At 71.0% G+C, this 23,993-nt stretch carries 21 protein-coding genes; 14 read left to right on the top strand and 7 right to left on the bottom strand.

Going from position 1 to position 23,993, the window contains the following annotated elements; translation table 11 throughout:
• Window positions 1–3: 3 nt before the first annotated feature.
• Window positions 4–693, bottom strand: coding sequence for a cell division ATP-binding protein FtsE (gene ftsE, locus ACIBCU_RS36465; RefSeq protein ID WP_031100680.1), 690 nt, complete (start codon window positions 691–693; stop codon window positions 4–6).
• A 270-nt stretch (window positions 694–963) separates the two neighbouring features.
• On the opposite strand from ftsE, the gene ACIBCU_RS36460 reads away from it, so the two are divergent.
• Window positions 964–1,155, top strand: a complete 192-nt coding sequence (locus tag ACIBCU_RS36460; protein WP_362927012.1) for a hypothetical protein — start codon at window positions 964–966, stop codon at window positions 1,153–1,155.
• A 31-nt stretch (window positions 1,156–1,186) separates the two neighbouring features.
• On the opposite strand, the gene ACIBCU_RS36455 is transcribed toward ACIBCU_RS36460, so the two are convergent.
• Both ACIBCU_RS36455 and ACIBCU_RS36450 read right to left on the bottom strand, forming a co-directional pair.
• Entirely contained in the window at window positions 1,187–2,746 is a 1,560-nt protein-coding gene (locus ACIBCU_RS36455; RefSeq protein ID WP_399236805.1) for a class I adenylate-forming enzyme family protein, read from the bottom strand.
• A 4-nt stretch (window positions 2,747–2,750) separates the two neighbouring features.
• On the bottom strand, window positions 2,751–4,286 hold the full coding sequence (locus tag ACIBCU_RS36450; RefSeq protein ID WP_362927014.1) for an arginine decarboxylase: 1,536 nt from the start codon (window positions 4,284–4,286) through the stop codon (window positions 2,751–2,753).
• A gap of 308 nt (window positions 4,287–4,594) precedes the next feature.
• Here ACIBCU_RS36450 and ACIBCU_RS36445 point away from each other — a divergent pair, with 308 nt between their 5' ends.
• A complete protein-coding gene (locus ACIBCU_RS36445) occupies window positions 4,595–5,965 on the top strand; it encodes a transposase (RefSeq protein WP_362927015.1) in 1,371 nt (456 codons plus the stop codon).
• Here ACIBCU_RS36445 and ACIBCU_RS36440 read toward each other — a convergent pair.
• Complete coding sequence (locus ACIBCU_RS36440) at window positions 5,941–7,797, bottom strand: helix-turn-helix domain-containing protein (protein WP_362927016.1); 1,857 nt, start codon at window positions 7,795–7,797, stop codon at window positions 5,941–5,943. The two genes, ACIBCU_RS36445 and ACIBCU_RS36440, sit on opposite strands and share 25 nt — an antisense overlap.
• Before the next feature lie 432 nt (window positions 7,798–8,229).
• On the opposite strand from ACIBCU_RS36440, the gene ACIBCU_RS36435 reads away from it, so the two are divergent.
• Entirely contained in the window at window positions 8,230–8,919 is a 690-nt protein-coding gene (locus ACIBCU_RS36435; RefSeq protein ID WP_399236802.1) for a methyltransferase, read from the top strand.
• Between the two features lie 36 nt (window positions 8,920–8,955).
• Here ACIBCU_RS36435 and ACIBCU_RS36430 read toward each other — a convergent pair whose 3' ends face one another.
• Entirely contained in the window at window positions 8,956–9,885 is a 930-nt protein-coding gene (locus tag ACIBCU_RS36430; protein WP_362927018.1) for a hypothetical protein, read from the bottom strand.
• Window positions 9,886–10,115: 230 nt separating this feature from the next.
• On the opposite strand from ACIBCU_RS36430, the gene ACIBCU_RS36425 reads away from it, so the two are divergent.
• The 11 genes from ACIBCU_RS36425 to ACIBCU_RS36375 are packed head-to-tail and all read left to right on the top strand — an operon-like array spanning window position 10,116 to window position 21,750.
• Complete coding sequence (locus tag ACIBCU_RS36425) at window positions 10,116–10,304, top strand: lysine biosynthesis protein LysW (RefSeq protein ID WP_356708712.1); 189 nt, start codon at window positions 10,116–10,118, stop codon at window positions 10,302–10,304.
• Complete coding sequence (locus ACIBCU_RS36420) at window positions 10,301–11,182, top strand: RimK family alpha-L-glutamate ligase (protein WP_362927019.1); 882 nt, start codon at window positions 10,301–10,303, stop codon at window positions 11,180–11,182. Before ACIBCU_RS36425 ends, ACIBCU_RS36420 begins: the two co-directional genes overlap by 4 nt.
• 20 nt (window positions 11,183–11,202) lie before the next feature.
• Complete coding sequence (locus ACIBCU_RS36415) at window positions 11,203–11,832, top strand: DegT/DnrJ/EryC1/StrS family aminotransferase (RefSeq protein ID WP_362927020.1); 630 nt, start codon at window positions 11,203–11,205, stop codon at window positions 11,830–11,832.
• Window positions 11,829–13,148: a DegT/DnrJ/EryC1/StrS family aminotransferase gene (locus ACIBCU_RS36410; protein WP_399236799.1), complete on the top strand. Its 1,320-nt coding sequence runs from the start codon at window positions 11,829–11,831 to the stop codon at window positions 13,146–13,148. Before ACIBCU_RS36415 ends, ACIBCU_RS36410 begins: the two co-directional genes overlap by 4 nt.
• Window positions 13,141–14,214 (top strand): N-acetyl-gamma-glutamyl-phosphate reductase, encoded by a 1,074-nt coding sequence (gene argC, locus ACIBCU_RS36405; RefSeq protein ID WP_362927022.1) that lies wholly within the window; start codon window positions 13,141–13,143, stop codon window positions 14,212–14,214. Before ACIBCU_RS36410 ends, argC begins: the two co-directional genes overlap by 8 nt.
• Window positions 14,211–16,064 carry a M20/M25/M40 family metallo-hydrolase gene (locus ACIBCU_RS36400; RefSeq protein WP_399236797.1) on the top strand — a complete coding sequence of 618 codons (1,854 nt, stop codon included), beginning with the start codon at window positions 14,211–14,213 and terminating at the stop codon, window positions 16,062–16,064. Before argC ends, ACIBCU_RS36400 begins: the two co-directional genes overlap by 4 nt.
• Complete coding sequence (locus ACIBCU_RS36395; RefSeq protein WP_399236795.1) at window positions 16,064–16,909, top strand: thiamine pyrophosphate-dependent enzyme; 846 nt, start codon at window positions 16,064–16,066, stop codon at window positions 16,907–16,909. The genes ACIBCU_RS36400 and ACIBCU_RS36395 overlap by 1 nt, the downstream gene beginning before the upstream one ends.
• Window positions 16,906–17,853 carry a transketolase gene (locus tag ACIBCU_RS36390; RefSeq protein ID WP_362927025.1) on the top strand — a complete coding sequence of 316 codons (948 nt, stop codon included), beginning with the start codon at window positions 16,906–16,908 and terminating at the stop codon, window positions 17,851–17,853. Before ACIBCU_RS36395 ends, ACIBCU_RS36390 begins: the two co-directional genes overlap by 4 nt.
• 53 nt (window positions 17,854–17,906) lie before the next feature.
• A complete protein-coding gene (locus ACIBCU_RS36385; protein ID WP_399236792.1) occupies window positions 17,907–19,160 on the top strand; it encodes an ATP-grasp domain-containing protein in 1,254 nt (417 codons plus the stop codon).
• Window positions 19,160–20,470: a hydrolase gene (locus ACIBCU_RS36380; protein WP_362927028.1), complete on the top strand. Its 1,311-nt coding sequence runs from the start codon at window positions 19,160–19,162 to the stop codon at window positions 20,468–20,470. Before ACIBCU_RS36385 ends, ACIBCU_RS36380 begins: the two co-directional genes overlap by 1 nt.
• Complete coding sequence (locus ACIBCU_RS36375) at window positions 20,467–21,750, top strand: MFS transporter (protein ID WP_399236790.1); 1,284 nt, start codon at window positions 20,467–20,469, stop codon at window positions 21,748–21,750. The genes ACIBCU_RS36380 and ACIBCU_RS36375 overlap by 4 nt, the downstream gene beginning before the upstream one ends.
• A 103-nt stretch (window positions 21,751–21,853) precedes the next feature.
• Here the strand turns inward: ACIBCU_RS36375 and ACIBCU_RS36370 are convergent, their stop codons facing one another.
• Window positions 21,854–22,501, bottom strand: coding sequence for an LPXTG cell wall anchor domain-containing protein (locus ACIBCU_RS36370; protein ID WP_362927030.1), 648 nt, complete (start codon window positions 22,499–22,501; stop codon window positions 21,854–21,856).
• A 359-nt stretch (window positions 22,502–22,860) separates the two neighbouring features.
• The gene (prfB, locus tag ACIBCU_RS36365; protein WP_399236787.1) at window positions 22,861–23,967 is read right to left on the bottom strand and encodes a peptide chain release factor 2; all 1,107 of its coding nucleotides are present in this window, start codon (window positions 23,965–23,967) and stop codon (window positions 22,861–22,863) included.
• Window positions 23,968–23,993 lie beyond the last annotated feature (26 nt).

The raw sequence follows: 23,993 nt of genomic DNA, 5'->3' as shown, positions 1-23,993 counted from the left end.
TGCTCAGTGCTGGTAGCCGTAGACGCCACGCGCCTGGTCACGGACGAGACGGCCCTGCTCGAGCTCGATGACGCGCTTGCGCATCTGGTCGACGATGTTCTGGTCGTGGGTCGCCATGATCACGGTGGTGCCGGTCCGGTTGATCCGGTCCAGCAGCTTCATGATGCCCACGGAGGTCTGCGGGTCGAGGTTGCCGGTCGGCTCGTCCGCGATCAGCAGCATGGGGCGGTTGACGAACGCCCGCGCGATCGCGACACGTTGCTGCTCACCACCGGAGAGCTGACCGGGCATACGGTCCTCCTTGCCCCCGAGGCCCACGAGGTCGAGAACCTGGGGCACAGCCTTGCGGATCTCGCCGCGGGGCTTGCCGATGACCTCCTGCGCGAAGGCCACGTTCTCGGCGACGGTCTTGTTGGGGAGGAGCCGGAAGTCCTGGAAGACCGTGCCCAGCTGGCGGCGCATCTGCGGCACCTTCCAGTTGGACAGCCGCGCGAGGTCCTTGCCGAGCACATGGACCATGCCCTGACTGGCGCGCTCCTCGCGGAGGATGAGCCGCATGAAGGTGGACTTGCCGGAGCCGGAGGAGCCCACCAGGAAGACGAACTCACCCTTCTCGATGTCGAGTGAGACGTCCCGGAGAGCTGGACGGCTCTGCTTCGGGTAGGTCTTGGAGACGTTGTCGAATCGGATCACGGATGCACCACGGTCGGCCGGGAGTAGGTGAGCGTGACCATACGCGAACCGGACTCACGCGTGCAGTCGGCGTCCGGCAATGGGCGTTATGTAACGGAACGCGACGGCGCACGAACCAGGGCGTGCCCGACCTGTACCCGCGAGCTGTACCCGCGAGCCGCGCCGAAACCCCCGCGACCTGGCACAGTGGTAGGGGAACGGTTGGGTTTCCCGGAGCGTTGTGCGGAGAGAAAGCGTAGGCGGCTCCGCCGCGCGGGAGGAGGAAAGCGCATGACCTATGACCGACTGGTGTGCGCGAACTGCGCGGCTCCCGTGAGCGAGGGCCGGTGCAGCGTCTGCCGGGCGAGCCGGGAGCGCATGCAGGAGAACGGCCCGTTCGCAGGGCTGAACCCCGCGATGCTGATCGCCCTGATGGTGATCCTTACGGCCGCCCTGGCACTGCTCGTGCACCAGGCCGTGTGACCGGGCGGTCACACCCGGTCACGCATCCTTCTCACCCCTCTCCGGCGAGCACCCGCGGGAGCACCTGATCCAGCAGCTCGGCGGCCCGCACCTTGCCCGTCGGGCTGTACGGGATCGACGCGACCGGCAGCACGTGGGCGGGAAGGCAGGGCACCCGGCCGGCGCAGGCGGCCCGGACGGCCCGGCGGCCTCCCGGCTCACGCTCCGCGGAGACCGGGACGAAGGGCACCACCAGCGCGTCACCGAGCGTGGGCAGGTCGACACGGAGGACCACCGTGTCCCGCACGCAGGGCAGGTCCATCAGGTCGTACTCGAGACCGAAGACGTTCACATCCAGCGGCGCCGTCTCGTCCACCTTGGAGACGCCGTCCGTACGGCCGGTGAGCTCCAGGTGCCCCTGCGCGTCGAGCACCCCGCTGTCCCCGGTGAGCAGGAAGCGCCGTGGTCCGTCGCCGTCGCCGGGGTCGAGGTCCAGGAACACGGGCTGCGCGTTGGCGTAGTCGTCCATGAGCTGGTAGCTCGCGATGGCGACACGGCCCCGCACGCCCGGCGGAAGCAGGTGCCCCTGGGAGTCGACCACCGCGAGGGTGCTGCCCTCCCAGGCTCGCCCGGCCCTGCCGGGGACGGTGTGCAGCTCGTCCGGGGTGATCAGGGTGTTCAGACCGGTTTCGGTGGTGCCGTAGTACAGGTGCAGAACCGGCCCGAGGCGCTCCCAGGCCCTGCCGATCAGCCACCGGTTGAGCTGCCGCCCACCGGAGAGCACGAACCTCAGCCGGGACGTGGCGGCCAGGTCCCGGGAGTCGGGGTGCGAGACCAGGGTCGCGAGAACCGGCGGAACCATCAAGCTGGTGGTGACGCCCTCCGTCCGGATCAGCCGGGCCATGTCCGCCCCGTCCCCCTCCGGGCACAGGACGATTCTGCCCCCGAGCGCCAGGAAGACCCGCGCCCAGCCGGGCCCCGAGGAGTGGTACAGCGGGACCGTCACCAGATGGACGTCGTCCGGGCCGAACGCGAACCGGTCGACCAGTGCGGTGAGCCGGCGTTCCTCGAAGGAGAAGTTCCGGATCACCATCTTGGGCGTACCGCTCGTACCCGAGGTGAAGCAGTACGTCGCGAACGGCTGCTCCACCGGCTTGACTTCGCGTGGGCCGGCGGCCGCGAGAGAGGCGTACGTCAGGGCTCCCTCGGTGGAGCCGTCCAGGTGGACCGTGAGCACGTCGTCACGGTCGAGGTCGGGTACGCCCGCCCTCTCGAGGAGCGGCCGGCACCTCGTGGTGCTGATCAGCACGGTGGGCCGCAGTTGCTCCAGGGCGCGCGCCGTCGCCTCGGGGGACGCGGTGTGGTCGAGCCCGACGCAGGGGATGCCGAGGCTCGCACAGGCGGCCATGACGACGACCAGCTGCCAGCTGTTCTCGGCGACGAACGCCGCCCGGGCCGGGCGTCGGGGAGGCAGGACCGCGTGCAGGCCGGCCGTCACGCGGGCCGTCCGGTCCTCGAACTGCTGCCAGGTCAGCCGGTCCGGGCCGTCGACGATCGCTGTGTCGTCCGGGCGCCGGGCGGCGTTCCTGCGAATGTCCGCGAGTTTGAGCATCTGTTCACTCCGTATCCGCTGTGGCCGCCGTGTCCGCCGTTCCGCCCAGGGGGGCGACCGCCGCTGTGCGTCCCTGGCGCAACGTGTAGATCTCGACCCCGCTGGTGCGCAGCGCGTCGAGCTCGCCGCGGGTCCGGTCCGAGAGCTTCTCGCCGGGCACGGTGATCGGGATGCCCGGCGGGTACGCGATGATGAAGTGCTCGGCGACATCCCCCGCCAGGGCCTCGGAAGCGGCCCGGTAGGTGCGCTGGACGGTGCGCAGGGCGTCCAGCAGCCGCAGGAGTATCCCTTCGTCGACGCCGATGTGGACGTGGAAGACGACGGCGTCGCCGCTCTCCCGCGCGACGTACAGGGCGTACTCGTCGAACAGGATGCGGCGGAACTCCGCCGCGGTGATGCCCAGCGCGCCTATGTCCACCAGGACGCGGGTGGGGTCGTCGTGGACCAGCAGGCCCGGTTCGCCCAGATGTCCCTCGGGTCCGAGCGTGCGGTAGGCCGATAGCCGGGGGTCCGTCCGGATCTCGGTGCGCAGGGTCCTGGCCAGGTTCAGCGAGCGGTCCAGCAGCGCCTCTCCCTCCGCCTCCGCCTGCAGCCTGGCCAGGTCGAGGCTGGCCAGCACGGGCCAGCTCGGCGAGGTGGTGTGGAACTGGAACAGCGTCTGGGCGATCCGCTCCTGCATCTCGCCGTCACCCATCAGATGCAGGTACGAGCCCTGCCGCAGCGCCGACATGGACTTGTGCGCGGAGTGGGTGACCGCGACGGTCATCGGCAGCCCGGGATCGGACTCGCGCAGCTGCCTCACCGCCTCCAGGGCGGTCAGCGGCTGGAGCCGCGGATGGTAGCGGTGGACGGCGCCCCAGGCCTCGTCGACCAGGACGGACACGGCGGGGTGCAGTTCGGCCAGGGCGCCCAGCAGCGCCGGCATGTCGTAGCGGACACCGTCGTAGGAGACGGCGGACAGCACGACCGTGTCGTACGGCACGCCTTCGGCGACGGCGAGGGCGAACATGTCGAGCAGCTGCCGCAGATCGGCGAAGGTCCGCGGGCAGTCGGCGCAGCAGCGGCGCATCGGCGCGTACTCCGTCGTGGCGTTCATGTCGCCGAGCGCGAAGTGCACGGACTGGTGGCAGCTGCGGTCCGCGAGCACCCGGCCGCCGGGCGGCACCAGGGCGCCGAGCGCGACCCGGTTGGCGGTGCTGGTCCCGGCGGACAGGAAGACGGTGGAGTCCGCGCCGAAGCTCGCCGCAGCGAGCTGCTGCGCGGCGCGCAGCGGTCCGCGCGGTCGGAAGAACGAGTCGAGCATCGTGCCGCTGTACGACACCTCCGAGGCGAGTTGCGCCTGCCCGAACAGCGCTTCGTAGACATCACGGATCTTCGAGTTCCTGATGGAACCCCCGTGCGACAGGGGTAGGGCGTGGAACGAGGCGATGTCCCGGCGGGCGACGGAGAGCACCGCCTCGGCGAGCGGTGCACCGCTCGCCGAGGCGGGCAGGGCCCCGGGCCCCGGACGTACAGCGGTACCGCTGCCGGCTTCTGGCATGGCAGTGCTCCAGGAGGTGAGGGAACACCCGCGAGGGTGCCGTGGACCCACTCTCCGTAACCCCGCCGGGGTACGACAGGGCCGCGGCCCGGCCCCGTCAGATGCGGGTGACTTCGTCAGGTGTTCCGTCACTTGCTCCGTCACCTCGGCAGCGGGAGTGGTGGTCACGCCACACCCTGCCGGGCCGCACATCGGGGGTTCGGGACCGCGGAGAGCCGGGGTGGTGGTGGTCCGCCCACCATCACCGGGAGCGATCTGGTGCCCGGCGCACCTCGTCCGCCACCCCCTTCGAGGGCCACCGTTGACGTATGAGTGGAGACCTGGAACAGACCAAGGATGTGTTCGCCGGATTCCCGGACGGCGCCGAGCCGTCCGATGTGGTCTCCGAACTCGCCGCCGCGGTGTTCTCCGCCTCGCTGCGGAGGAGGGACCAGCGCGCGAAGGGGGAGCAGTACCTGCGCGGGCTGCTGACCGTGGGCGGGCGCAAGACCATGCGCAACATCGCCTCCCTCGTGGGTGGTTCGGCCGCCGAGCAGAGCCTCCAGCACTTCATCTCCAGCTCCACCTGGGACTGGGCGCCGGTCCGGGAGGCGCTGGCCTGCTATGTGCAGCGGACCGTGCCGCCCCAGGCGTGGGTGCTGCAGCAGATGTCCATCCCCAAGGCAGGTGACCAGTCGGTGGGGGTGACCGCGGTTCCGGCGGCGAGCGGGGAGGCGCCCGGACAGCGGGCCTTCGGCCTGTGGTTCGCCTCGGAGGAGATGAGCGTCCCGGTCAACTGGCGGCTGCATCTGCCGGAGTACTGGCTGCAGGACAGCTCCAGGCGGCGGCGCGCGGACATTCCCGCGGAGACCGTCGCGGAGTCGCCGGACGAGTGCGCGGTCGCGACGGTCCTGGAGACGATGAACCGCTGGCCGGTGCCGCGCAGGCCGCTGCTGCTGAACGCCTGCGGGCACGACCTCCCCATGCTGATGCGGGAGTTCGGCGACTCCGGTGTCCCCGTACTGGCCAGGATCGGGCCGTCGAGCCGGCTGGCCGTGGCCGATCCGGCACTCCCCGGCTACGGCGCCGGCGCGGTGTCCGCACAGCAGATCGTCGAAGCGGTCAAGGGCCTGCGCCACGCGGTGCGCCAGGACGGATCGGGCGCGCTGGTCGTCGCCGTGCCGGTGGCGTTCGCGCAGCGGGCGCCCTTCGCCCGGACCGTCGTGCCGGGGCGGGGGCAGCGCAGCCTGCTGCTGCTCGGGGTGTGGAACGATCCGCTGCGGCCAGCGGGGGAACTGCTGCTCACCGACATGACCCAGGCCCCCGTGCCGGCGCTCCTGCGGATGAGCAGGCTCGCCCGCCGGGTCTCGCGGGATTTCACCGAGGTCGGGGAGCGGGTCGGGCTGCGGGACTTCGAGGGCCGCTCCTTCCGTGGCTGGCACCGGCACATCACCCTGGCCTCCGTCGCTCACGCGGCGGCGCTGCTGGGCGGGACGGGCTGGGGCGAGAACACGCTGCGGGCGCCTTTCCCGGTCGCCGCGCACACCCCGGTCACGATGCCCCACCAGACCTGGTCACGGGACCATCCGCACTCCACCGGGCCCACGCTGGTGCCTTCCGTCTCCCCCGTGCAGGGGCAGGTCCGCACGGTCCGGCCGGGGCGCATGCCCAGCCCCTATGTCGCGGGCGCCTCGGCGTGAGGCGGCGCGCCGCCCTTGCGGAGCGTGTGCCGGGCGCGGTGCAGCCGTAGGGCGAGCTGGACCTCCAGGGCGCGCACGGGCTCCTGCCAGCCCGCGCCCAGGAGATCGGTGATGCGCTCCAGCCGCCGCGAGACGGTGTTGGGGTGCACATGCAGGCTCTCGGCCGCACGGGTGGGGCTGCTCCCTGCGGCGAAGTAGGCCTCGAGGGTACGCACCAGCTCGGTGCACTGCTGGGTGTCGTAGTCCAGCACGGGCCCGATGGTGAACGCGATGAAGGCGACGGTGTCCGGTTGCTCGGACAGGAGCATGCCAAGAAAACCCAGCTCCTGCGGCGACGCGGTGGCTCCGTCACCCCCCAGCGCGGTCAGCGCGTCCAGGCAGCGCCGCGCCTCCTGGTACGTCTGGACGATCGTCACGGCGCTGGTGATCGGCCCGGCCGCACCTGCCGTCACCGGATGGCCGAGGACCGAGGACAGCTCGCTCGACACCGCGCGCGCCGCCGCCCCCGGGTCGGTGCCCGGCAGCAGCAGGACGATGCACCCCCCGTCCGTGGTCTTCAGACCGGAGAGCCGGTAGGCGTACGAGGACGCCCACACGACGGCCTTGCCCTGCGCCCCGCCCTCCGGGCGTGCCACCACGGCCACATGAGGCTCCGTCAGGTCGACGGCGAGCCTCCGGGCCCGCTCGGCGAGCTGCTCCGGCGTGTAGCGCGAGGAGCTGAGCAGCTCGTGGAAGAGCTGGTCCCGCATGTGCCCTTCGGCGGCTGCCGCGCTGCGCTGCACCTGCAGCTGTACGGCGACGGCCTGGGCGACGATCCTCAGCAGCTGGGCGGTGATGTCGGTGGCTGCCTCCCGTGGTTCGAAGACGAGGGTGGCGAGGATCTCGTCGCCCGCGGCGGCGGGGCAGCACCAGAGGCCCTCGGCCGACCGGATCGGGGCCCGCTCGGTGTGCGCGTCGAGGACCGTCTTGAGCAGCGCGTCCTCGTCGAGGGCGGTGACCACACCGGTGGCCGCCAGATCGCGCCCGGCGACGTCACGCACCAGCAGGGTGCCGTCGAGCGCCCCGGCAGCGGCGGCGGTGAGCTCGTGCAGGTCACGGCCGCGCAGCACGAGGTCGATCAAGCGGCTCTGGGTCTCACGGAGATGGCGGGCCGCCGAGAAGAAGTCCATGGCACGGGAGGAGTCGAGCTCCAGCTCGGATATCTCGTCCCTCGCCTGGGCGAGCAGCCGGGCCTTCTTGATCGCCACGGAGACCAGGTCGCCGAGCGAGGACATCTGTGTGATCTCGTCGGGCGCGAAGTGGCGCACCTTCCGGTCGGCGACGTACAGCGCCCCGAAGACGTGGTCGCCGTCGTGCAGCGGCACCGACATCAGGGCCCGCAGCCCCTCGGCACGCACCACGTCGTCGATCGCCCCGGAGTGCGGGAAGCCGTCGTCGTCCAGGTAGTCGGGTGACCAGAACGGGATGGACTGCGACCTGGACCGGTTACCGAGACCTCCGGTCCCGGGGATCCGGAAGCCCACAGTGATCGCGGAGGCGTGCCCGTCGGCGGCCCGTACGTACGAACAGTCCTCGGCCGGATCGTGGAAGCTGATCCACGACATGTCGAGGTTGAGCAGCAGCCGGGCGCGACGGGTGATGACCTTGAGCAGCACGTCCAGCTCGTAGGGCAGGGTCAGTTCCCTCGCGGTGTCGACCAGGGCGGCGAGCCCGGCCTCGCGCTGGTGCCGGCGGGCGAAGAGACTGTGGATGTCCAGGGCGAGGCCCCTCGCCCGGTCGAGCAGCGCGGCCGACGCGGTGTCCGCGGGGTCGGGCAGGGCGGTGCGGATCACTTCCTCGAAGCGCTCCGGGGGTGCTTCCGTCGCCAGTAACTCGAACAGCCTGAACAGAGCCTCACGTACTGAAGGGTCTTCGCTCGGCAATGGTCGTTCCCTCCCCCAGGGCCGCCCCGGGGTCTCCGGGACGTAGGACCGCGAACATCCTTCCGTGAACCTAAAACCTGCGAGCTGGATCGGTCAACCACCCCAGGTGAGAAGTCAAGCCCCTGGTCAGAGCGGGTCGAGGGTGGCCGGGTCACCGCCCCGGTCCCCGAGGCTGTGACCGGAGCACCTTCCTGCGGTGATCCCGCCGAAGGCATGGTCATGACCGGAGCGCCGCACCGGGCGCTCGACCGATGACGGACCGAACGGGGGCCCAGGGTGACACAAGCCGGGACACACGTCGTGACACAGGCCGTGCCACAAGTCCAGTGCTACGAGCGATCGTTGCAGCGCAGCCGGGCCTCCCTCACCCGGGAGGACCGGCCGGTCGTCTTCCGCATGGCCGGCCATGAGTGGGACCTGATGGACGAGGTGTTCGCACCGGTCTTCTCGCCGTCCACGGAGACGGCGCTCGGGTTCCTGGGACTGGCGGACGGACCGCCCGACGCCCCGAGCGGTTCGTTCCTGGAGATCGGCTGCGGTACCGGGGTCATCGCGGTGCTGAGCGCGCTGGCCGGCTGTACGCGTGTGGTCGCCGCCGACATCAGCCTGCCCGCCGTACGGAACGCGGAGATGAACGCCGCGCGTCATGGCGTGCGGGAACGGCTCGACGCCGTGCACAGCGACCTGTTCTCCGGGCTGGGCGGCGAGCGGTTCGACACCGTCTTCTGGAGCTCCAACTACGTGCGCGCCCCTGACGCGTACTCGTACGGGTCGATCCACGAGGCGGCGTACGTGGATCCGGGCTACCGCGCCCACCGCCGCTTCCTGACCGACGGCCCGGGCGCCGTCACCGCGGACGGCAGGGTGCTGCTGCACTTCAGCGACCGCGGCGACGTCGCGCGGCTGTACGAGATCGCGGCCGAGTGCGGACGCGAGCTGCGTACCGTCGCGAGCAAGCGGATCACCGAGGGGGAGTACAGCAGCGACGTGGTCGAGCACGTGCTGCTCCAGGTCGTCGCCGCGTCGGACTGAGCACGCCGCAGGCATCGTGCGGAGCGCCCGGCCGGGTCATCCGGCCGGGCGCTCCTGTCTCACCGCGCCTGTGTCCTCCCGGCGCGTCTCGTCGAGGGCCCGGAACACCTCCGTCATGTCGATGCCCACCTCGTCGAGGGCCGCGAGGGCGGCCCGCCCCGCCTCGTCCGCCTTCAGCAGCGTGTCGCCGTTCGGCACCCCGTGGGCCACGGCCTCCTCCAGCACTTCCACGGACACCGCCTGCGCGGTCCGCCACCCCACCAGTGCGGTCAGCCGGTGCGGCAGGGGCGCCGTCCACACCAGTCGGGGCGGGCGCGCACCGGCGGCGCGGAGCACCCGCCACCACGCGTCGCCCAGCCGCTCCTCACGCGTCCGGAACGCCAGCCTGGCGACCGCCAGCGCCGCCGTGCCCCGATGCCGCAGGGCCTCCGGCGACGCCAGCCGGGCCAGCCGGGCGTCGACCTCCGCGTCGATCTCCCCCACCGGCACCGAGATGACGGCGGCCAGCCGGCGCAGGCTCAGCCCCGCGGCGAGCGCCAGCTCCAGACCGCTGAAGTACGCGTCCATGGCCTCGACACAGCTGTCCAGCGATCGGACGGGCGACACGTCGACGCCGAGCCCGGCGGCGACCGTCGCGGTGACCGCCCGGAGGCCGGGGCCGTCGGGCGCGATACGCACCAGCAGATTGGGCCTGTCCACCGCGAGGCTCGTGTCGCGGTCCACCGCGGCGGACACCAGTCCGGCATCGCCGTCCGCCGCCTCGTACACCCACAGGAGCGCGTCGCAGGCCTCGCGTACGGCGTCGGCGGACCCAGAGGCGGAGAGAAGACCGCTGAAGTTCCCGTCCGCGGCGAACCTGCGCAGCCGGGCCGGTGCGAAGGGTGCCGACGCGTCTTCCGCCAGCCAGCCGGCCACGCCTTCGGCGGCCAGTTGCCGCAACAGCGCGGCTGCCAATGGGCTGATCATGGGAGCCGAGATTAGAGGAGCCCGCACCCACGCGACAGTCGCACTCCCGCTCTCCGTCAAGTCCTCCTTCCTTCCGTCAGGTCTGCCGTCCTCCGTCAGTCCCGCAGCGCACAGTTGACTTATTCCGGGGCAGTTGACGGAATTCCTCCTCGCCCTTTGCCGCCTCGCCACGGGAACGGGATGTTCGTTGCGGTCACCGGCCCGGTGCCCGACGAGACGAGAGGACCGCAATGCCTGCAACCATTTCCGTACCGCAGTGCCTCGTGTGCGACACGGACTTCGATATCCAGGACGACTGGGAGCGGGGCGAGATAACCGCCTGCGGCGCCTGCGGGCAGGAGCACGAGATCGTCGAGAAGGACGACGCCGTCGTACGCGTCGCGCTGGCCCCCGAGGTCGAAGAGGACTGGGGCGAGTGATCGACGCCCCCGAGGTACTGCTCTCGGTCACCATGCTGCGGCCGGACGAGAAGCTTCTCCTCAACGCACTGCGCGAAGAGGGACTGAACGTCCGGCCGCTGCTGGCGGAGGACCTCGCCGAGGTGGTGTCGGGGGTGACGCCCCCGCCCGCCTTCGCGGTGATCCGCAACCTGTCCCACCGCGAGGCGGTCGGGGTCGCCCGGCGACTCGAATTCACCGGCGTGACGGCCCTCAACCGTGCCGCCACCATCGAGACCTGCAACGACAAGGGCCTTCAGGCCCTGCTGTTCGCCCGGCACGGCATTCCACACCCGGTGTCCCGCCACGCCTTCAGTTACGACCAGGTGCGCGGGGCCGTGGCGGAACTCGGCATGCCGGCCGTCGTCAAGCCCGTCAGCGGTTCCTGGGGGCGCGGGGTCACCAAGGTGACCGACACCGACTCGCTGGAGGCGTGGGTGGGCGGCCGTGAGTCGGCGGACGCCGCCGGCAAGCTGTTCCCCGTCCTGGTGCAGAGTTACGTCGACAAGCCCGGTCACGACCTCCGGGTCGTGGTGGTGGGGCGCACCCCCGTGGTCGCCATCCAGCGGGTCTCGGACAACTGGCGCACCAACACGCACCTGGGCGCCCGGATCGAACGACTGGAGATCACCGGCCCGATCGAGAAGCTCTGTGCGCAGGTCGTCGACGCACTGGGCGAGGGCTTCTACGGAATCGATCTCATCGAGGATCTCGCCACCGGCGAGCTCCTGGTCCTCGAAGTGAACGCGAATCCCGATTTCGCCCGTTCCTCCGCCGTACACGGCGTGAACGTGGCAGGCCATCTGGCCGCGTACATCGCGGAACTGTGCAGCGACACCACGCTTCCCGCGGCCGCGTGACACGAAGGAAGACAGATCTCATGGAACTGTTCGACACAGCCACCGTGCTCACCCGGGTGATGACCTCCGGTGTGGTCATGAGCATCGAGAAGAGCGATCGCGAACTGCCGGGCCTGGAACGCCTGCTGACCAAGCGGACCGGGCGCGCCCACGCCGTACTCGTCAACAGTCGCAGCGCAGCCGTGCACGCGGCGCTCGCCGGTCAGGGCATCGGGCACGGAGACACCGTCAGCGTGCCTGAACTGTCCCCCAAGGACGCCGCGTTCCTGAACTGGCTCGGCGTCGGCGTGGCGGAGGAGCCGGGTCCCGCCGTCTTCGAGCACATCTCGCTGGACGCCGGCCGGGCCCACCTGCTCGACGAGCAGGCCCGGGCCCTGCGGGCACCGGCCCTGGTCGTCGACCTCACCGGTCTCGGCTTCGGTCCCGCCGCCGCCGTACTGACCGACGACCGCACCGTGTGGGCACGCGCCGAGCGGCTCAAGATCTTCGGCGCCCACGACCTGCGCACGATGTGGACGCAGGAGGAGTCGGAGGCGGAGCTGATCCCCGGCGTGCAGTTCAACTACCGACTGAGCCCGCTCGTAGCGGCCTGCGCCCGCATGGCCCTCACACAGGCCGTGCGTCCCCTCACCACCGGAGCCCCGTCATGATCACCGACTTTCCCTCCGCCCCGCTTCCGCTGCCCTCCGCCGAGGAGCTCACATCGGAGCTGGCCGCCCTCGGCGGCGAGGCGCTGATCCCCAAGGAGCTGCGCCGCACGCTCTTCCCGGTCATCACCAAGGAGGACGTCTTCAACCTGATGCTCTCCCAGCGGAGAGCGCCCGAGAAGGTCGTCGCCGACTTCGCCGAGGCCTATCGCGCCTATGTGGGCGCCGAGTACGCGCTGCCCACCGCGAGCGGCACCTCCAGCCTGCACCTGGCCCTCGTCGGCGCCGGCGTGCAGCCGGGCGACGAGGTCATCGTCCCGGCGTTCACCTTCATCGCCACCGCGCAGGCCGTCGTCGCCGCCCACGCCGTCCCGGTGTTCGTCGACATCGACCCGCGGACGTACTGCATGGACCCCGCGGCGGCGGCAGCAGCCGTCACGGGCCGGACCCGCGCCATCATGCCCGTACACGTGCACGGCCTGCCGGCCGATGTGCCCGCGCTGCGCGCCCTCGCCGACAAGCACGGCATCGCGCTCGTCGAGGACGCCTCGCACGCCCACTCGGCCCGCATCGGCGGCCGTATCGCCGGTTCGTTCGGCGACGCCGCCGGACAGAGCCTGATGGCCGACAAGAACTTCCCGCTCGGCGGCGAGGGCGGTATCGCCTTCTTCTCCACCGAGGAGGCCCACCGGCGCGCGTCCGACTTCACCCTGCGCAACGGCATCGACTACGAGATGTCGTGGGTCGCCGCGGCGTTCGGCCACAGCCAGCTGGAGCGCCTGCCGTACTACGACGAGGTACGGGCCCGAAACGCGCGCCTGATCGCGGACACGATCGACGCCACCGGATTCTTCCGGGCGCCGTACGTCCCCGAGGGCCACGTCCACGCCTACAACATGTACCGCATCACCCTGGTCCCCGAGGCCGTCGGTCTCGAGGACCTCCCGGTGTGGGCGGTCAAGGAGGCGGTGCACGAGCTGCTCGTCGCCGAGGGCGTACCGGCTCGCGAGTGGCAGAACACCCCGATCCCCTGCCACCTGCCGTTCGTGCACCGTGCGGGCTTCGGCAACGGCTACCCGTTCACGCTGAACCCGGGCGCGGTACGCGACCACAGGCCCGAGGACTTCCCGGCGACCCTCGCCATGCTCGACTCGACCCTGGTCCTCTGCCGCGAGCTGCGCTCACCGGTCGAGTACGAGCGGGCGCTGCGCTACGCGGACGCCTTCACCAAGGTCGCCCGGCGCCCGGACGCCATCCGCAAGCTCGTCGAGGCCGGCGACTACCGCCGTCCCTATGAGAAGGCGGCCCGCCTTGGCTGAGCAGACGACCTTCCAGAGCACGTTCTCCGACGGGAAGATCCGCGTCGCCGTCATCGGCGCGAGCGGCTACACCGGCGGCGAAGTCATCCGGCTGCTCCTCAACCACCCCCATGTGGAACTCGCGTTCCTGTCCGCCGAGCGCGGTGCGGGCAAGCAGGTGGGCGCCGTCCACCCGTGGCTGCGCAACCATCCGCGGCTCGCCGGCATCAAGCTGCGTCCGCTGGACCAGCTGGGCGAGGTCGACGTGGCGATCACCTGCCTGCCCACCGGCGCGCTGCCCGAGCGGCTCCCGCAGATCGCGGACCGCGCGAAGTACGTGCTCAACCTGGCCGGGGACTTCCGGCTGGACAACCCGCAGGAGCTGGCGAAGCACTACCCGGCATCGGTGGCCCATCCGCCGGCCGACGCCTTCGACTACTTCGTACCGGACCTGTCGGAGTCCCTGCCGGAGGGCAGGTTCATCAACCTGCCCGGCTGCATGGCCGTCGCCACGGTCTACGCGCTGTACCCCCTCTTCGCCGAGGACCTCGCCGAACAGGACGTGGTGGTCGACGCGAAGACCGGTTCCACCGGCGGCGGCCGCGGCGGCTCCGAGCAGCCGGCGGAGCGCTCCGGGAACTTCCGGGTCCACAAGCTGCACGGGCACCGTCATCTGCCGGAGATCACCCAGGCGTTGAAGCACTTCACCGGTACGGCACCCGAGCTGCGCTTCTCCACGCACAGCCTGGACGTGCCGCGCGGCATCCTGATCTCGGCGTACAGCCGGCTCAAGGACGGCGTCAGCCCGCTCGACGTCAAGCGCGCCTACGCCAAGGCGTACACGGGCAAGGCGTTCGTGCGGGTGCGGCCGTCGCCGAAGGCCCCGCAGGACTTCCCGATGCTCAAGGCCGTCGTCGGCTCGAACATCGCCGAGGTCGCGGTCTCCGTCGAGGGGAACCAGTGCGTGTCCATCTCCGCCATCGACAATCTCATCAAGGGCGCGGCCGGCCAGGCCGTCCAGGCGATGAACCTGGCCCTCGGCTACACCGAGTGGACCGGTCTCAGCTGCGCGGCGGTGGCGCCGTGACCCGCCCCCTGTACGTGGTCAAGGTCGGCAGCGCCACCCTCGACCGCGGCACCATCCACACCGAACTGGCCGCACTCGTCGCCCGCGGCGCCCGTCTGCTGCTGGTCGCGGGGGGTGCCGTCGGCATCGAGCAGCACTACGCCGCCCTCGGCCGGCCGATGCCCGAACTGCGGCTCGCCAACGGCGACGCGGTGCGCTACTGCCCGCCCGCCGAGATGACGCACCTGGTCGACGCCTACGAGCGGGTCACCCTGCCCGCCGTCGAGGACGGCCTGCGCGCGCTCGGTCTAGACGTGTTCACCGCGGTCGCCGCACGCGGCGGCCTGGTCACCGGCCGCGCCAACCGGCCGCTGAAGACGGTGAGCCCCGAGGGCCGCACCCGGGTGGTCCGCGACCACCGGGCAGGCGTACCGGTCGAGACGGACACCGCCCGGCTGAAGGCGCTGCTGGAGGCGTACGACGTGGTGTGCCTCTCCGCTCCGGTACGTGACCGGGACGGCGGCGCCCCGCTGAACGTGGACGCCGACGTACTCGCCGCCGCCCTGTCCAACGCGCTGGGCGCCGACCACCTGCGCCTGGTCACCGGCACCGCGGGGCTGCTCACCGACCCCTCGGACCCGGCCTCGACGCTGCCCCACGCGCACCAGGGCGAAGCGGCCCGGTACGCCGGCGGCAGGATGCGGCAGAAGGTGCGCGCCGCCGAGATGGCACTGGAGGGCGGCAGCGCCGACATCGCCATCACGGGCCCGCACACGCTGGCCGATCCGGCCGGCTGGACCCGCTTCTGGCGCGGCAGCGCCCCGGAGACGGACCTGACGCTGCTCGGCCGTGCGGTCGGGGTGCCGTCGGTCTCCGGGGACGAGCACGAACTCGCCGCCTACCTGGTCGACTGGTGCACCGAGCGGGGCATCGACGCCAAGATCGACGCTGCCGGGAACCTGGTGGCCACCAAGGGCGCCGGGGACCGGGGCCTGCTGCTGCTCGGCCATCTGGACACCGTTCCGCACCACTGGCCCGCCGAGTGGCGCGAGGGCGAACTGCACGGCCGCGGCAGCGTGGACGCCAAGGGCAGCCTGGCCGCCTTCCTGGAGGTGCTGGCCACCGCCGAGGTCCCCGCCGACGGCAGGCTGCGAGTGGTGGGCGCGGTCGAGGAGGAGATCTCCTCCTCGAAGGGCGCCTTCCACGCCCGGGACCACTATCCGGCCGACGCCGTCGTCATCGGCGAGCCCAGTGGCAGCGACAAGCTGACGCTCGGCTACTACGGCCTGTTCAAGCTGCGGGTCACGGCCTGGGTCGACAGCGGTCACTCGGCCGGCATGGACGCCGTCTCCGCCCCCGACACACTGATCCGCGCCGTCGAGTCCATCAGGACCTCGGTGCTGGAGCAGGCTCCGGACGCCCTCAGCGCCGTCATCGACGTCCGCTGCGAGACCGGCCGGGAGCGGCACCGTGCCGTCGGCATCCTCAACTTCCGGGTACCGCCGGGCGCCGACCTCGACGCCCTGCGCACGGCCGCCCTCTCGCACGGCGACGACGCCCTCGAGATCGCGGTGGAGCGGGCCACCCCCGGCCACAGCGGGGGGCGCACGAGCTCCCTGGTGAAGGTCTTCTCCCGCGCCTTCGGCCAGGCCGGCATCCGGCCGAGGTTCGTGGTCAAGAAGGGCACCTCCGACATGAACACCCTCGCCACCACCTGGCGCGGGGTGCCGATGGTCGCCTACGGCCCCGGCGACTCCGCGCTCGACCACACCGACGAGGAGCGCATCGGCGCCGAGGAGTACCGCACCGCGCGGTCGCTCCTGGCCGACGCGGTGGCCCGCTGGTTCGCCCTGCCGGAAGGGAGCCGATGATGACCCTGCTGACCGACACCCTGGACTCCGCCGACACGGCGGACACCGTGGGCGCCCCCGACGCCGGCCACATCCTGCTGGCCGAGCGGGCGCTGGAGGCCCGCGGGCTCGTCGTCGACATGGCGGCGAGTCCGCGCGGCTGCCATCTCGGCGGCAGCCTGTCCGTGCTGGACATCCTGATCGCGGCGCTGCACCGGGCCTCGTCCGGGGACGGCACCGAGGTGGTCCTCAGCAAGGGCCACGCCGCCGCGGGGCTGTACGCGGCGCTGTACGTGAACGGCAGCCTGCCCGAGAACCCGGCGCCGCTGTACGGCATGGCCGGGCACCCGTACACCGGCCATCCCGGGCCCAAGGTCCCCGGTGTGCGGTTCCCGACCGGGAGCCTCGGACACGGTGTGCCGTACGCGGCCGGCTGGGCGATGTCCCGCAGGCTCGGCCGGAAGCCGGGTCTCGGCATCGCCGTGACGGGCGACGGAGAACTGCAGGAAGGCCTCGTCTGGGAGACCTGCCAGGTCGCGGCCGCCCAGCGGCTGGGCAACTTCGTGCTGGTCGTCGACCGCAACGGCGGACAGAACGACGGCATGGTCGCTGACGTCTCGCCCCTGCCGCGGCTCGCCGAGCGCTTCGCCGCCTTCGGATTCGAGACGGCCGAGGTGGACGGTCACGATCTCACCGCCCTCACCGAGGTGCTGTCCGGCGACCGTTCGGGCGCCACCCGGCCGCTCGCGGTCGTCGCCGACACGGTGAAGGGCAAGGGCGTGCCCGCCGTGGAGGGCAAGGCCGCCTCCCACTACGTCACCATCGACGCGGCGCGCGCCGCCAAGTGGAAGCGAGCGATCCGATGACGGCGACGATCACGGAGCCCCGCACGGCGCTCCCGGGCCGGGACGCCTACCGCGACGAGCTCACCAGGATCGCCGAGGAGGACCCCCGGGTGGTCTGCCTGGAGGCGGACCTCGGCGGCAAGAACCATCCGTTCCAGCGGGCCCATCCCGACCGGTTCTTCAACCTGGGCATCGCCGAGGGCGCCATGGTCGACATGGCCGCCGGGCTGGCGGTGGGCGGCTACCGGCCGTTCCTCTCCACCTTCGCGCCGTTCGCGGCGCTCAGGGCGGCGGAGAGCCTCAAGCTGACGCTGGGCTATCTGAACGCGGGGGTCACCGTCGTCGCACCGTACGCCGGTGTCTCCGGGGCCTGGTTCGGCACGACGCACCACTGCCTGGAGGACCTGGCCGTCCTGCGCAGCGTGCCCGGCGTGACCATCGCGGCGCCGTACGGCGAGGCCGAGATGCGGGCGGTCGTACGCGCCGCGGCCCGCTCGGGGAAGCCGCACTACATCCGCACCGGACGCAACGCGGCATACACCTCGCTGCCCGGCCAGGACGGCGAACTCCCCCTGGTCGCCTGGGACTCCACCGGCACGAGCGGCGAACCCTGCCTGGTCTCCGTGGGCGAGGAGGGCACCCGCCTCGCCCTGGAAGCACGGGAGCGGCACCCGGAGCTCGCCCACGCCCACCTCGTGTACCTGGACCACGACAACCTGACCCGGGCGGCCGCCGAACTGGCCGGGAACCACAGCCGGTTCGTGGTCGTCGAGGAGCACCGGCGCGAGGGCGGTGTCGCCGAGGCCCTGGCGCTGCTGATGCCCCGGTGCGAGGTCGTGGGTGTGAACGCGGGCCACTCCTGGCCGGCCGAGGGCGGCGACCACCACGAGGTGATGGCCCGGCTCGGATTCGATCTGCCCGCCGTCCTCTCCGCCACGGCCGAGCTGCGCAGGTCTGATCACTAGGCCCCCGGACTCTCCGGAACTCTCCGAACCCCCTTCGAAACTAAGGATTTCTCATGCACATCCTCATGGTCGAATGCAACCCGAACGGCATCGCCGGCATCGCCAACGCCCTGGAGCTGGGCCACGACGTCACCTTCGTCTCCGCCGACCCCGACTTCTACCTCGGCGCCTCGCCGCTGGCCGAGGCGGCCTTCGCACACGACAAGTGCGACGTGATCAAGAGCACCGAGGCCTTCTCCATCGACGAGCTGGAGCGGCTCGCCAAGGAGATCAACGCGCGGAAGCCCGTCCACGGCGTCATGACCTACAGCGAGTACCACACGGTGCACGCCGCTTCGGTGGCCCGCTCGCTCGGTCTGCCCGGGATGAGCGTGGAGGGCGCCCTCAACGCCCGCCACAAGCACCGCACCCGCCTCACGCTGGAGAACACCGACGTCCGCCAGCCGCGCTTCGTCGCCGTCTCGGACCCGAAGGACATGGCGGCCGCGGTCCACGAGATCGGCTTCCCCTGCGTGGTGAAGCCGTCCGACGGCACCGCCAGCCTGCACGTGCTCCTCCTCCGCGACGACCAGGAGCTCACCGACTACCTGGCCGAGCTGGCGACGGTGGACGACTACGGCCGCGGCGTCACCCGCATCCCGGAGATCGTCGTCGAGGAGTTCATCGAGGGCGAGCTGGTCTCGGTCGAGGCGTGCGTGCTGCAGAGCGGCGAGATCGTCAACCTGGGGATCACCGACCGCAACCTGAGCGGCTTCCCGTACTTCATCGAGATGGGTCTCACCTACTTCAGCGGCCACCCGCTGCAGGACGAGCTGTTCGCGATGAACGAGAAGGTGCTCAAGGGTCTCGGTGTCGACTTCGGCTTCATCCACGCCGAGTACTTCCTCGCCGCCGACGGTCCCGTCCTCTGCGAGGTGAACGGCCGGCTCACCGGTGGCATCGTGCCGCAGCTGATGGAGCTCTCCAGCGGCGTCAACCCCTACCTGGAGGTCATCCGCCAGGCCCTCGGCGAGACGCCCGAACTGCCGGTCCCCGGTGACGTCATCGCGGGCGGCCACTGGTTCGGCTCGCCCGTCGACGGGGAGCTCGTCTCCATCGGCTTCGACAAGCTCAAGGGAACCCCGGGCTTCGAGGAGGCGCTCGCCTACGCCAAGCCCGGCCGCACCGTGTCCCGGCTCTCCAAGAGCAACTTCGACTGGCTCGGCCACCTCATCTACACCGGCAAGAACCGCGACGAGGCCACCGGCCGCGTCCGGGCCGCCCTCGACGACATCGACTTCACCATCAAGGTCCAGGTGGCCCGCTGATGCGCGTCGCGATTCCGGAACTCGATCCGGCCACCCTGTACGACGTCACCGTCGACGACGGTCACTTCTCCTCCGTCCGGGCCGTCGCCGACCGCGACGTGAACGACGCGGACACCCCGGAGCTGTGGCCCGGCTTCACCGAGGCCCACGCCCACCTGGCGCTCCCGGCCAACTTCGACGACTCGCTCGACGACCCGCGCATCTCCGCGATGCAGTACCTCTACCACGGGGTCACGCACGTCGTGGACATGTTCGGCTTCCCGCTCGTCAAGGAGGGCTGGGAGAAGGGCAGGCAGGAGTCACCCCTCCCCTGGCCCGAGGTGGCCCACTGCGGCTACGCGGCCACGGCGACCAAGGACCTCGACGGCCACTACGGCCACGGCGTCGAATTCCCGGCCCCCGTCTTCATGCTGAGCGTCCAGGAGGACCTGGCGACGGTGCTCGCGGCCAACAAGGCCCGCGGCGCGACCTTCCTGAAGGTCATGTACACCGAGGGCGCCGAACAGCCGGAGAGCACCAAGCGCTTCTCCCGGCTCCCGGGCAACCTCCTGGCACACGTACCCCGGCTCGCCGCCGAGCAGGGCCTGAAGACGGTCATCGACTGCAACACCCGCGACGAGGTGATGCAGGCCTACGCCTTCGGCTTCCGCATCTTCGCCCACCCGGTGCGCGACCTCATGCTGTCGGCCGCGGACTGGCAGGCGCTCGAGGGCGCCCGGTTCGTGTCCACGCTCAGCGGTCTGCGCCCCATGATCATGGAGCGCGAGGACTTCCTGCGCGAGTACGAGCGGCCCGGGTTCCGCGAGACCCAGGACCTCGCCAACCTCGACTACGTGTCGAAGATCGAGGAGCCGTTCGGCATCCAGTACGAGGTCCAGGACACCCGGACCGCCGCGCTGGTCAACATGCGCGACAACAGCCTGGCGGCACTGGAACGCGGCGCGCTGCTGATCGGCACCGACTGCGGCAACACCGGTGCGTTCCACGGCGACGCGCTCAAGGGCGAGCTGGACCTGCTGGCCGGCGACGACCTGGGCAAGCCCGGTCTGCGCGAGGCGCTGCTGCGTACGGCGACGACCACGGCCCGTGGCTTCTTCGACGAACTGTCCGGACGCGAGCCCGGCACGGATCTCATCGCGGAGGGCCGCCCGGCCACGTTCAACCTGATCGCCCCGGCCGCGGCCGGTCAGCCCCTGTCGCAGCTTCCCCGGGCCACGTACGTGCGGGGCGTGGCCGTGGACCGTGCGGCGGTCGTGGCGGCCATCCAGGACCTGCGCGCCACCCCCACCCGAGGAAAGGTCACCGCATGAGCAGCCAGGAACGCCATGTCCTGAGCCCGCAGACCCGCAAGGTGCTGCTGGGCGTCAACTCCGGCATCGCGCTCGCCCACATCGGCAACTACATCTGGTTCCCGCATCTGATCTCGACGCTCGGCGTGGAGTACAGCGGCTTCTGGGCCGGGTTCGTGATGTTCCTGACGTACGTGGGACGGCTGAGCGCGACCTTCTTCTACGAGGGTGTCGCGGCCCGGTTCGGAACCCGCGCGAGCATCATCGCGGGCATCGCCGTGGAGGCCGTCGCGCTCGGCGGGATGGGCTTCGCGGACGGGGTGCCGTTCTACAGCCTGCTGGCCTTCTTCGTCGGCTTCGGCTCGGGGATCTCCTTCCCGGGGCTGAAGAACATCCTCGGCACGCTGCCCGAGGCGGACCGGCCCAAGGCCTTCTCCTCGTTCCAGATGTCCTGCCAGCTCGGTGTCATCGCGGGCGCCGTGATCGGCGGTCTGTTCCTCGGCTCCTCGATGACGGTCCTGTTCCTGGTGGTGTTCGTCCTGTTCGCCGGCTACTGCGCGGCGGCGGCCTCGTTCATCCCGGCCGACGCGGGCGGGCAGGCAGCCCCGGCGCCCAAGGACACCCCGCTGGTCAACGTGGCGATCCTCAAGGGCCTGCAGCTCGGCGGTGGCGGCAGCTACTTCCTGCTCTCCAGCGTCTTCTGGATCCTGTCGATCAGCTTCCTGGTCGGCATGCCGCTGCACATGGAGGAGTTCGCCGCGGACCTGCCGGTCTCCACCCCCTTCTGGATCACCGGCCTGGCGCTCCTGGTGCTTCAGTACCCGGCGTTCCGCTACATGTCGAAGCACCTGCGGCCCGGTCAGGTCATGGGTGTCGCGTTCCTCGCGATGGCGGCGGCGTACGCCCTGTTCGGAGCCGGACAGACCTCGGTGTGGGTGGTCGTGGGCTGCCTGGTCGTGGTCTTCGGCGACATCCTGTTCACGCCGTCCTTCGACCTCTGGGTCGCCAACCGGATGCCGGCGGACCGCCTCGCGCGGGCGATGGGCGCCATGCACTTCTTCCGCAGCTTCGGCAACATGGTCGGCACCCTCGCCGCCGGCGCGCTCTACGACCTCTCGCACTCCACCGACATCCCGGGCCTCAACTGGTACGTCGTCGGTGCGATCGCGGTGGTCTGCGCCGCCGTCAGCTTCTCCTCCGCGAAGAAGGAGAGCGCCTCGGAGGAGAGCACCCCGGCGTCCGCGAAGGCCGAGGCGTCCCCCGCCACGGAAACCCGGCAGGCGGCCGACACCACGGCCTGACGGTTCGTTCCATCCCCCCCCCACACGCCCCCCACACGCAGAGGGACCCGGCCCGCGAAAGCGGACCGGGTCCCTCTGTGCGTGCGTGTACCGCCGTCGGCTGCTAGGCGGCCGTACGACCGCCGCCGGCCAGACGCGGCAGGATGCGGAAGCCGATGCCACCGGCGATCATCGTCGCGGCACCGATCAGCAGGAACGTGGTCTCGGCCGCACCGGTCTCGGCGAGCTCGTCCTTGCCCTTGCCCTGCTCGACCGGCTGGTTGCCGACGCTGTCGGTGTCGGTGTTGTCACCGGCGTCCGGGTAGGACGGGTCCGACGGGGCACCGGTGGGCGCGTCCGTGGAACCGTCGGTGGGCGTGTCCGTCGGGCCGTCGGTGGGCTCGTCGGTCGGCTCGTCGGTCGGAGGCTGCTCGGTGGGCGGCTCCTCCGTCGGGGGCTCCTCGGTGGGAGGCTCCTCGGTGGGGGGCTCCTCCGTCGGCGGCTCCTCGGTGGGAGGCTCCTCCGTCGGCGGCTCCTCCGTCGGCGGCTCCTCACCCGGGTTCGGCGGCTCGATGGTGTCGCCCGGGTTCGGCGGCTCGTCGCCGAGGCCCAGATCGACGTCGACGTCGGCGCTGACCCCGGCCTCGTTGACCCCGAGGCCGAGCCCGATGCCCGCCGCCTGGGCCGCGCCCGCGGCCGTGAGCGAGGCACCCGCAGCGATAACCGCACCAGCGGCTATCCGCGCGACGCGGATTCGCGTCTTCTTGGTCATCTGTTGCTACCCCCAGTAGCTGATCTTGTCGATGGAGCAGCCATATGCGGTCCACGGCCCTGCGGGGTCACACTCTCTGCAGGGCCACGCCGTACCGTGGTCATCCCGCCCGCCCCCGTTCACACCTGTCCCAGACATACGCGTGCTGCTCTAGCACCCTGTCCAGAGTTAAGGACTACGTCAAGGCCGTTCCGGGGGCATTCGGGCCACTATGAGGGTTCTTGACGGGTATTCGGAATCACGACTGTGACTCATTCACCACAGCTCCCCCTCAACTCCCCTGCTCTCCCGGCGGGGTGAGAACGCGGAAGGGCCCGGACAGGAAAGCCTGTCCGGGCCCGACAGCCTTACGGCCGCCGCTACTTCTCGCTCTGCTTGCGCCAGCGGATGCCGGCCTCGATGAAGCCGTCGATCTCGCCGTTGAAGACCGCTTCCGGGTTGCCGATCTCGAACTCCGTACGCAGGTCCTTGACCATCTGGTACGGATGGATGACGTAGGAACGCATCTGGTTGCCCCAGGAGTTGCCGCCGTCACCCTTGAGGGCGTTCATCTTGGCCTGCTCCTCCTGGCGGCGGCGCTCGAGGAGCTTCGCCTGGAGGACGTTCATCGCGGACGCCTTGTTCTGGATCTGCGAGCGCTCGTTCTGACAGGACACGACGATCCCGGTCGGCAGGTGGGTCAGGCGCACCGCGGAGTCCGTGGTGTTGACGCCCTGGCCGCCGGGGCCCGAGGAGCGGTACACGTCGACGCGGAGCTCGGACTCGTCGATCTCGACGTGGTCCGTCTGCTCGACCACGGGCAGCACCTCGACGCCCGCGAAGGACGTCTGGCGGCGGCCCTGGTTGTCGAACGGCGAGATCCGGACGAGCCGGTGGGTGCCCTGCTCGACGGAGAGCGTGCCGTAGGCGTACGGGACCTCCACCGCGAAGGTGGTCGACTTGATGCCGGCCTCTTCGGCGTAGGCCGTCTCGTAGACCTCGGTCTTGTAGTTGTGCCGCTCGGCCCAGCGGAGGTACATGCGCTGGAGCTTCTCGGCGAAGTCGGCGGCGTCGACGCCACCTGCCTCGGCGCGGATGGTGACCAGGGCCTCGCGCGCGTCGTACTCGCCGGAGAGAAGCGTGCGGACCTCCATCTCGTCCAGGGCCTTACGGACGGACTCCAGCTCGGTCTCCGCCTCCGCGCGTGCGTCGGCGTCACCCTCGTCCTCGGCGAGCTCGAAGAGGACCTCGAGGTCGTCGATGCGGCTGCGCAGGGCCTCGGTCTTGCGGACCTCGGCCTGGAGGTGCGAAAGCTTGCTGGTGATCTTCTGCGCCGCCTCCGGGTCGTCCCAGAGGGACGGCGCCGCCGCCTGCTCCTCGAGCGCGGCGATGTCGACCCTCAGCGCATCCAGGTCCAGGACGGCCTCGATCGACCCCATGGTCGAGGAGAGGGACTTCAGCTCTTCGGAAATATCGACGACTGCCACGGGTCCAGCGTAACGGCTGGACGAGT

The sequence above is a fragment of the Streptomyces sp. NPDC051064 genome (assembly GCF_044455985.1).
In the GTDB taxonomy this organism is placed as follows: Bacteria; Actinomycetota; Actinomycetes; order Streptomycetales; family Streptomycetaceae; genus Streptomyces.
The sequence above is the reverse complement of the archived record's forward strand: the minus strand, read 5'-3'. Positions and strand labels throughout refer to the sequence as shown.

Bases quoted from the DNA above. Each gene is read 5' to 3' on its own strand.
- ACIBCU_RS36460 (WP_362927012.1), top strand. From the start codon at position 964: ATGACCTATGACCGACTGGTGTGCGCGAACTGCGCGGCTCCCGTGAGC.
- ACIBCU_RS36455 (WP_399236805.1), bottom strand. From the start codon at position 2,746: ATGCTCAAACTCGCGGACATTCGCAGGAACGCCGCCCGGCGCCCGGAC.
- ACIBCU_RS36450 (WP_362927014.1), bottom strand. From the start codon at position 4,286: ATGCCAGAAGCCGGCAGCGGTACCGCTGTACGTCCGGGGCCCGGGGCC.
- ACIBCU_RS36445 (WP_362927015.1), top strand. From the start codon at position 4,595: ATGAGTGGAGACCTGGAACAGACCAAGGATGTGTTCGCCGGATTCCCG.
- ACIBCU_RS36430 (WP_362927018.1), bottom strand. From the start codon at position 9,885: ATGATCAGCCCATTGGCAGCCGCGCTGTTGCGGCAACTGGCCGCCGAA.
- ACIBCU_RS36425 (WP_356708712.1), top strand. From the start codon at position 10,116: ATGCCTGCAACCATTTCCGTACCGCAGTGCCTCGTGTGCGACACGGAC.
- ACIBCU_RS36415 (WP_362927020.1), top strand. From the start codon at position 11,203: ATGGAACTGTTCGACACAGCCACCGTGCTCACCCGGGTGATGACCTCC.
- ACIBCU_RS36410 (WP_399236799.1), top strand. From the start codon at position 11,829: ATGATCACCGACTTTCCCTCCGCCCCGCTTCCGCTGCCCTCCGCCGAG.
- ACIBCU_RS36395 (WP_399236795.1), top strand. From the start codon at position 16,064: ATGACCCTGCTGACCGACACCCTGGACTCCGCCGACACGGCGGACACC.
- ACIBCU_RS36390 (WP_362927025.1), top strand. From the start codon at position 16,906: ATGACGGCGACGATCACGGAGCCCCGCACGGCGCTCCCGGGCCGGGAC.
- ACIBCU_RS36385 (WP_399236792.1), top strand. From the start codon at position 17,907: ATGCACATCCTCATGGTCGAATGCAACCCGAACGGCATCGCCGGCATC.
- ACIBCU_RS36380 (WP_362927028.1), top strand. From the start codon at position 19,160: ATGCGCGTCGCGATTCCGGAACTCGATCCGGCCACCCTGTACGACGTC.
- ACIBCU_RS36375 (WP_399236790.1), top strand. From the start codon at position 20,467: ATGAGCAGCCAGGAACGCCATGTCCTGAGCCCGCAGACCCGCAAGGTG.
- ACIBCU_RS36370 (WP_362927030.1), bottom strand. From the start codon at position 22,501: ATGACCAAGAAGACGCGAATCCGCGTCGCGCGGATAGCCGCTGGTGCG.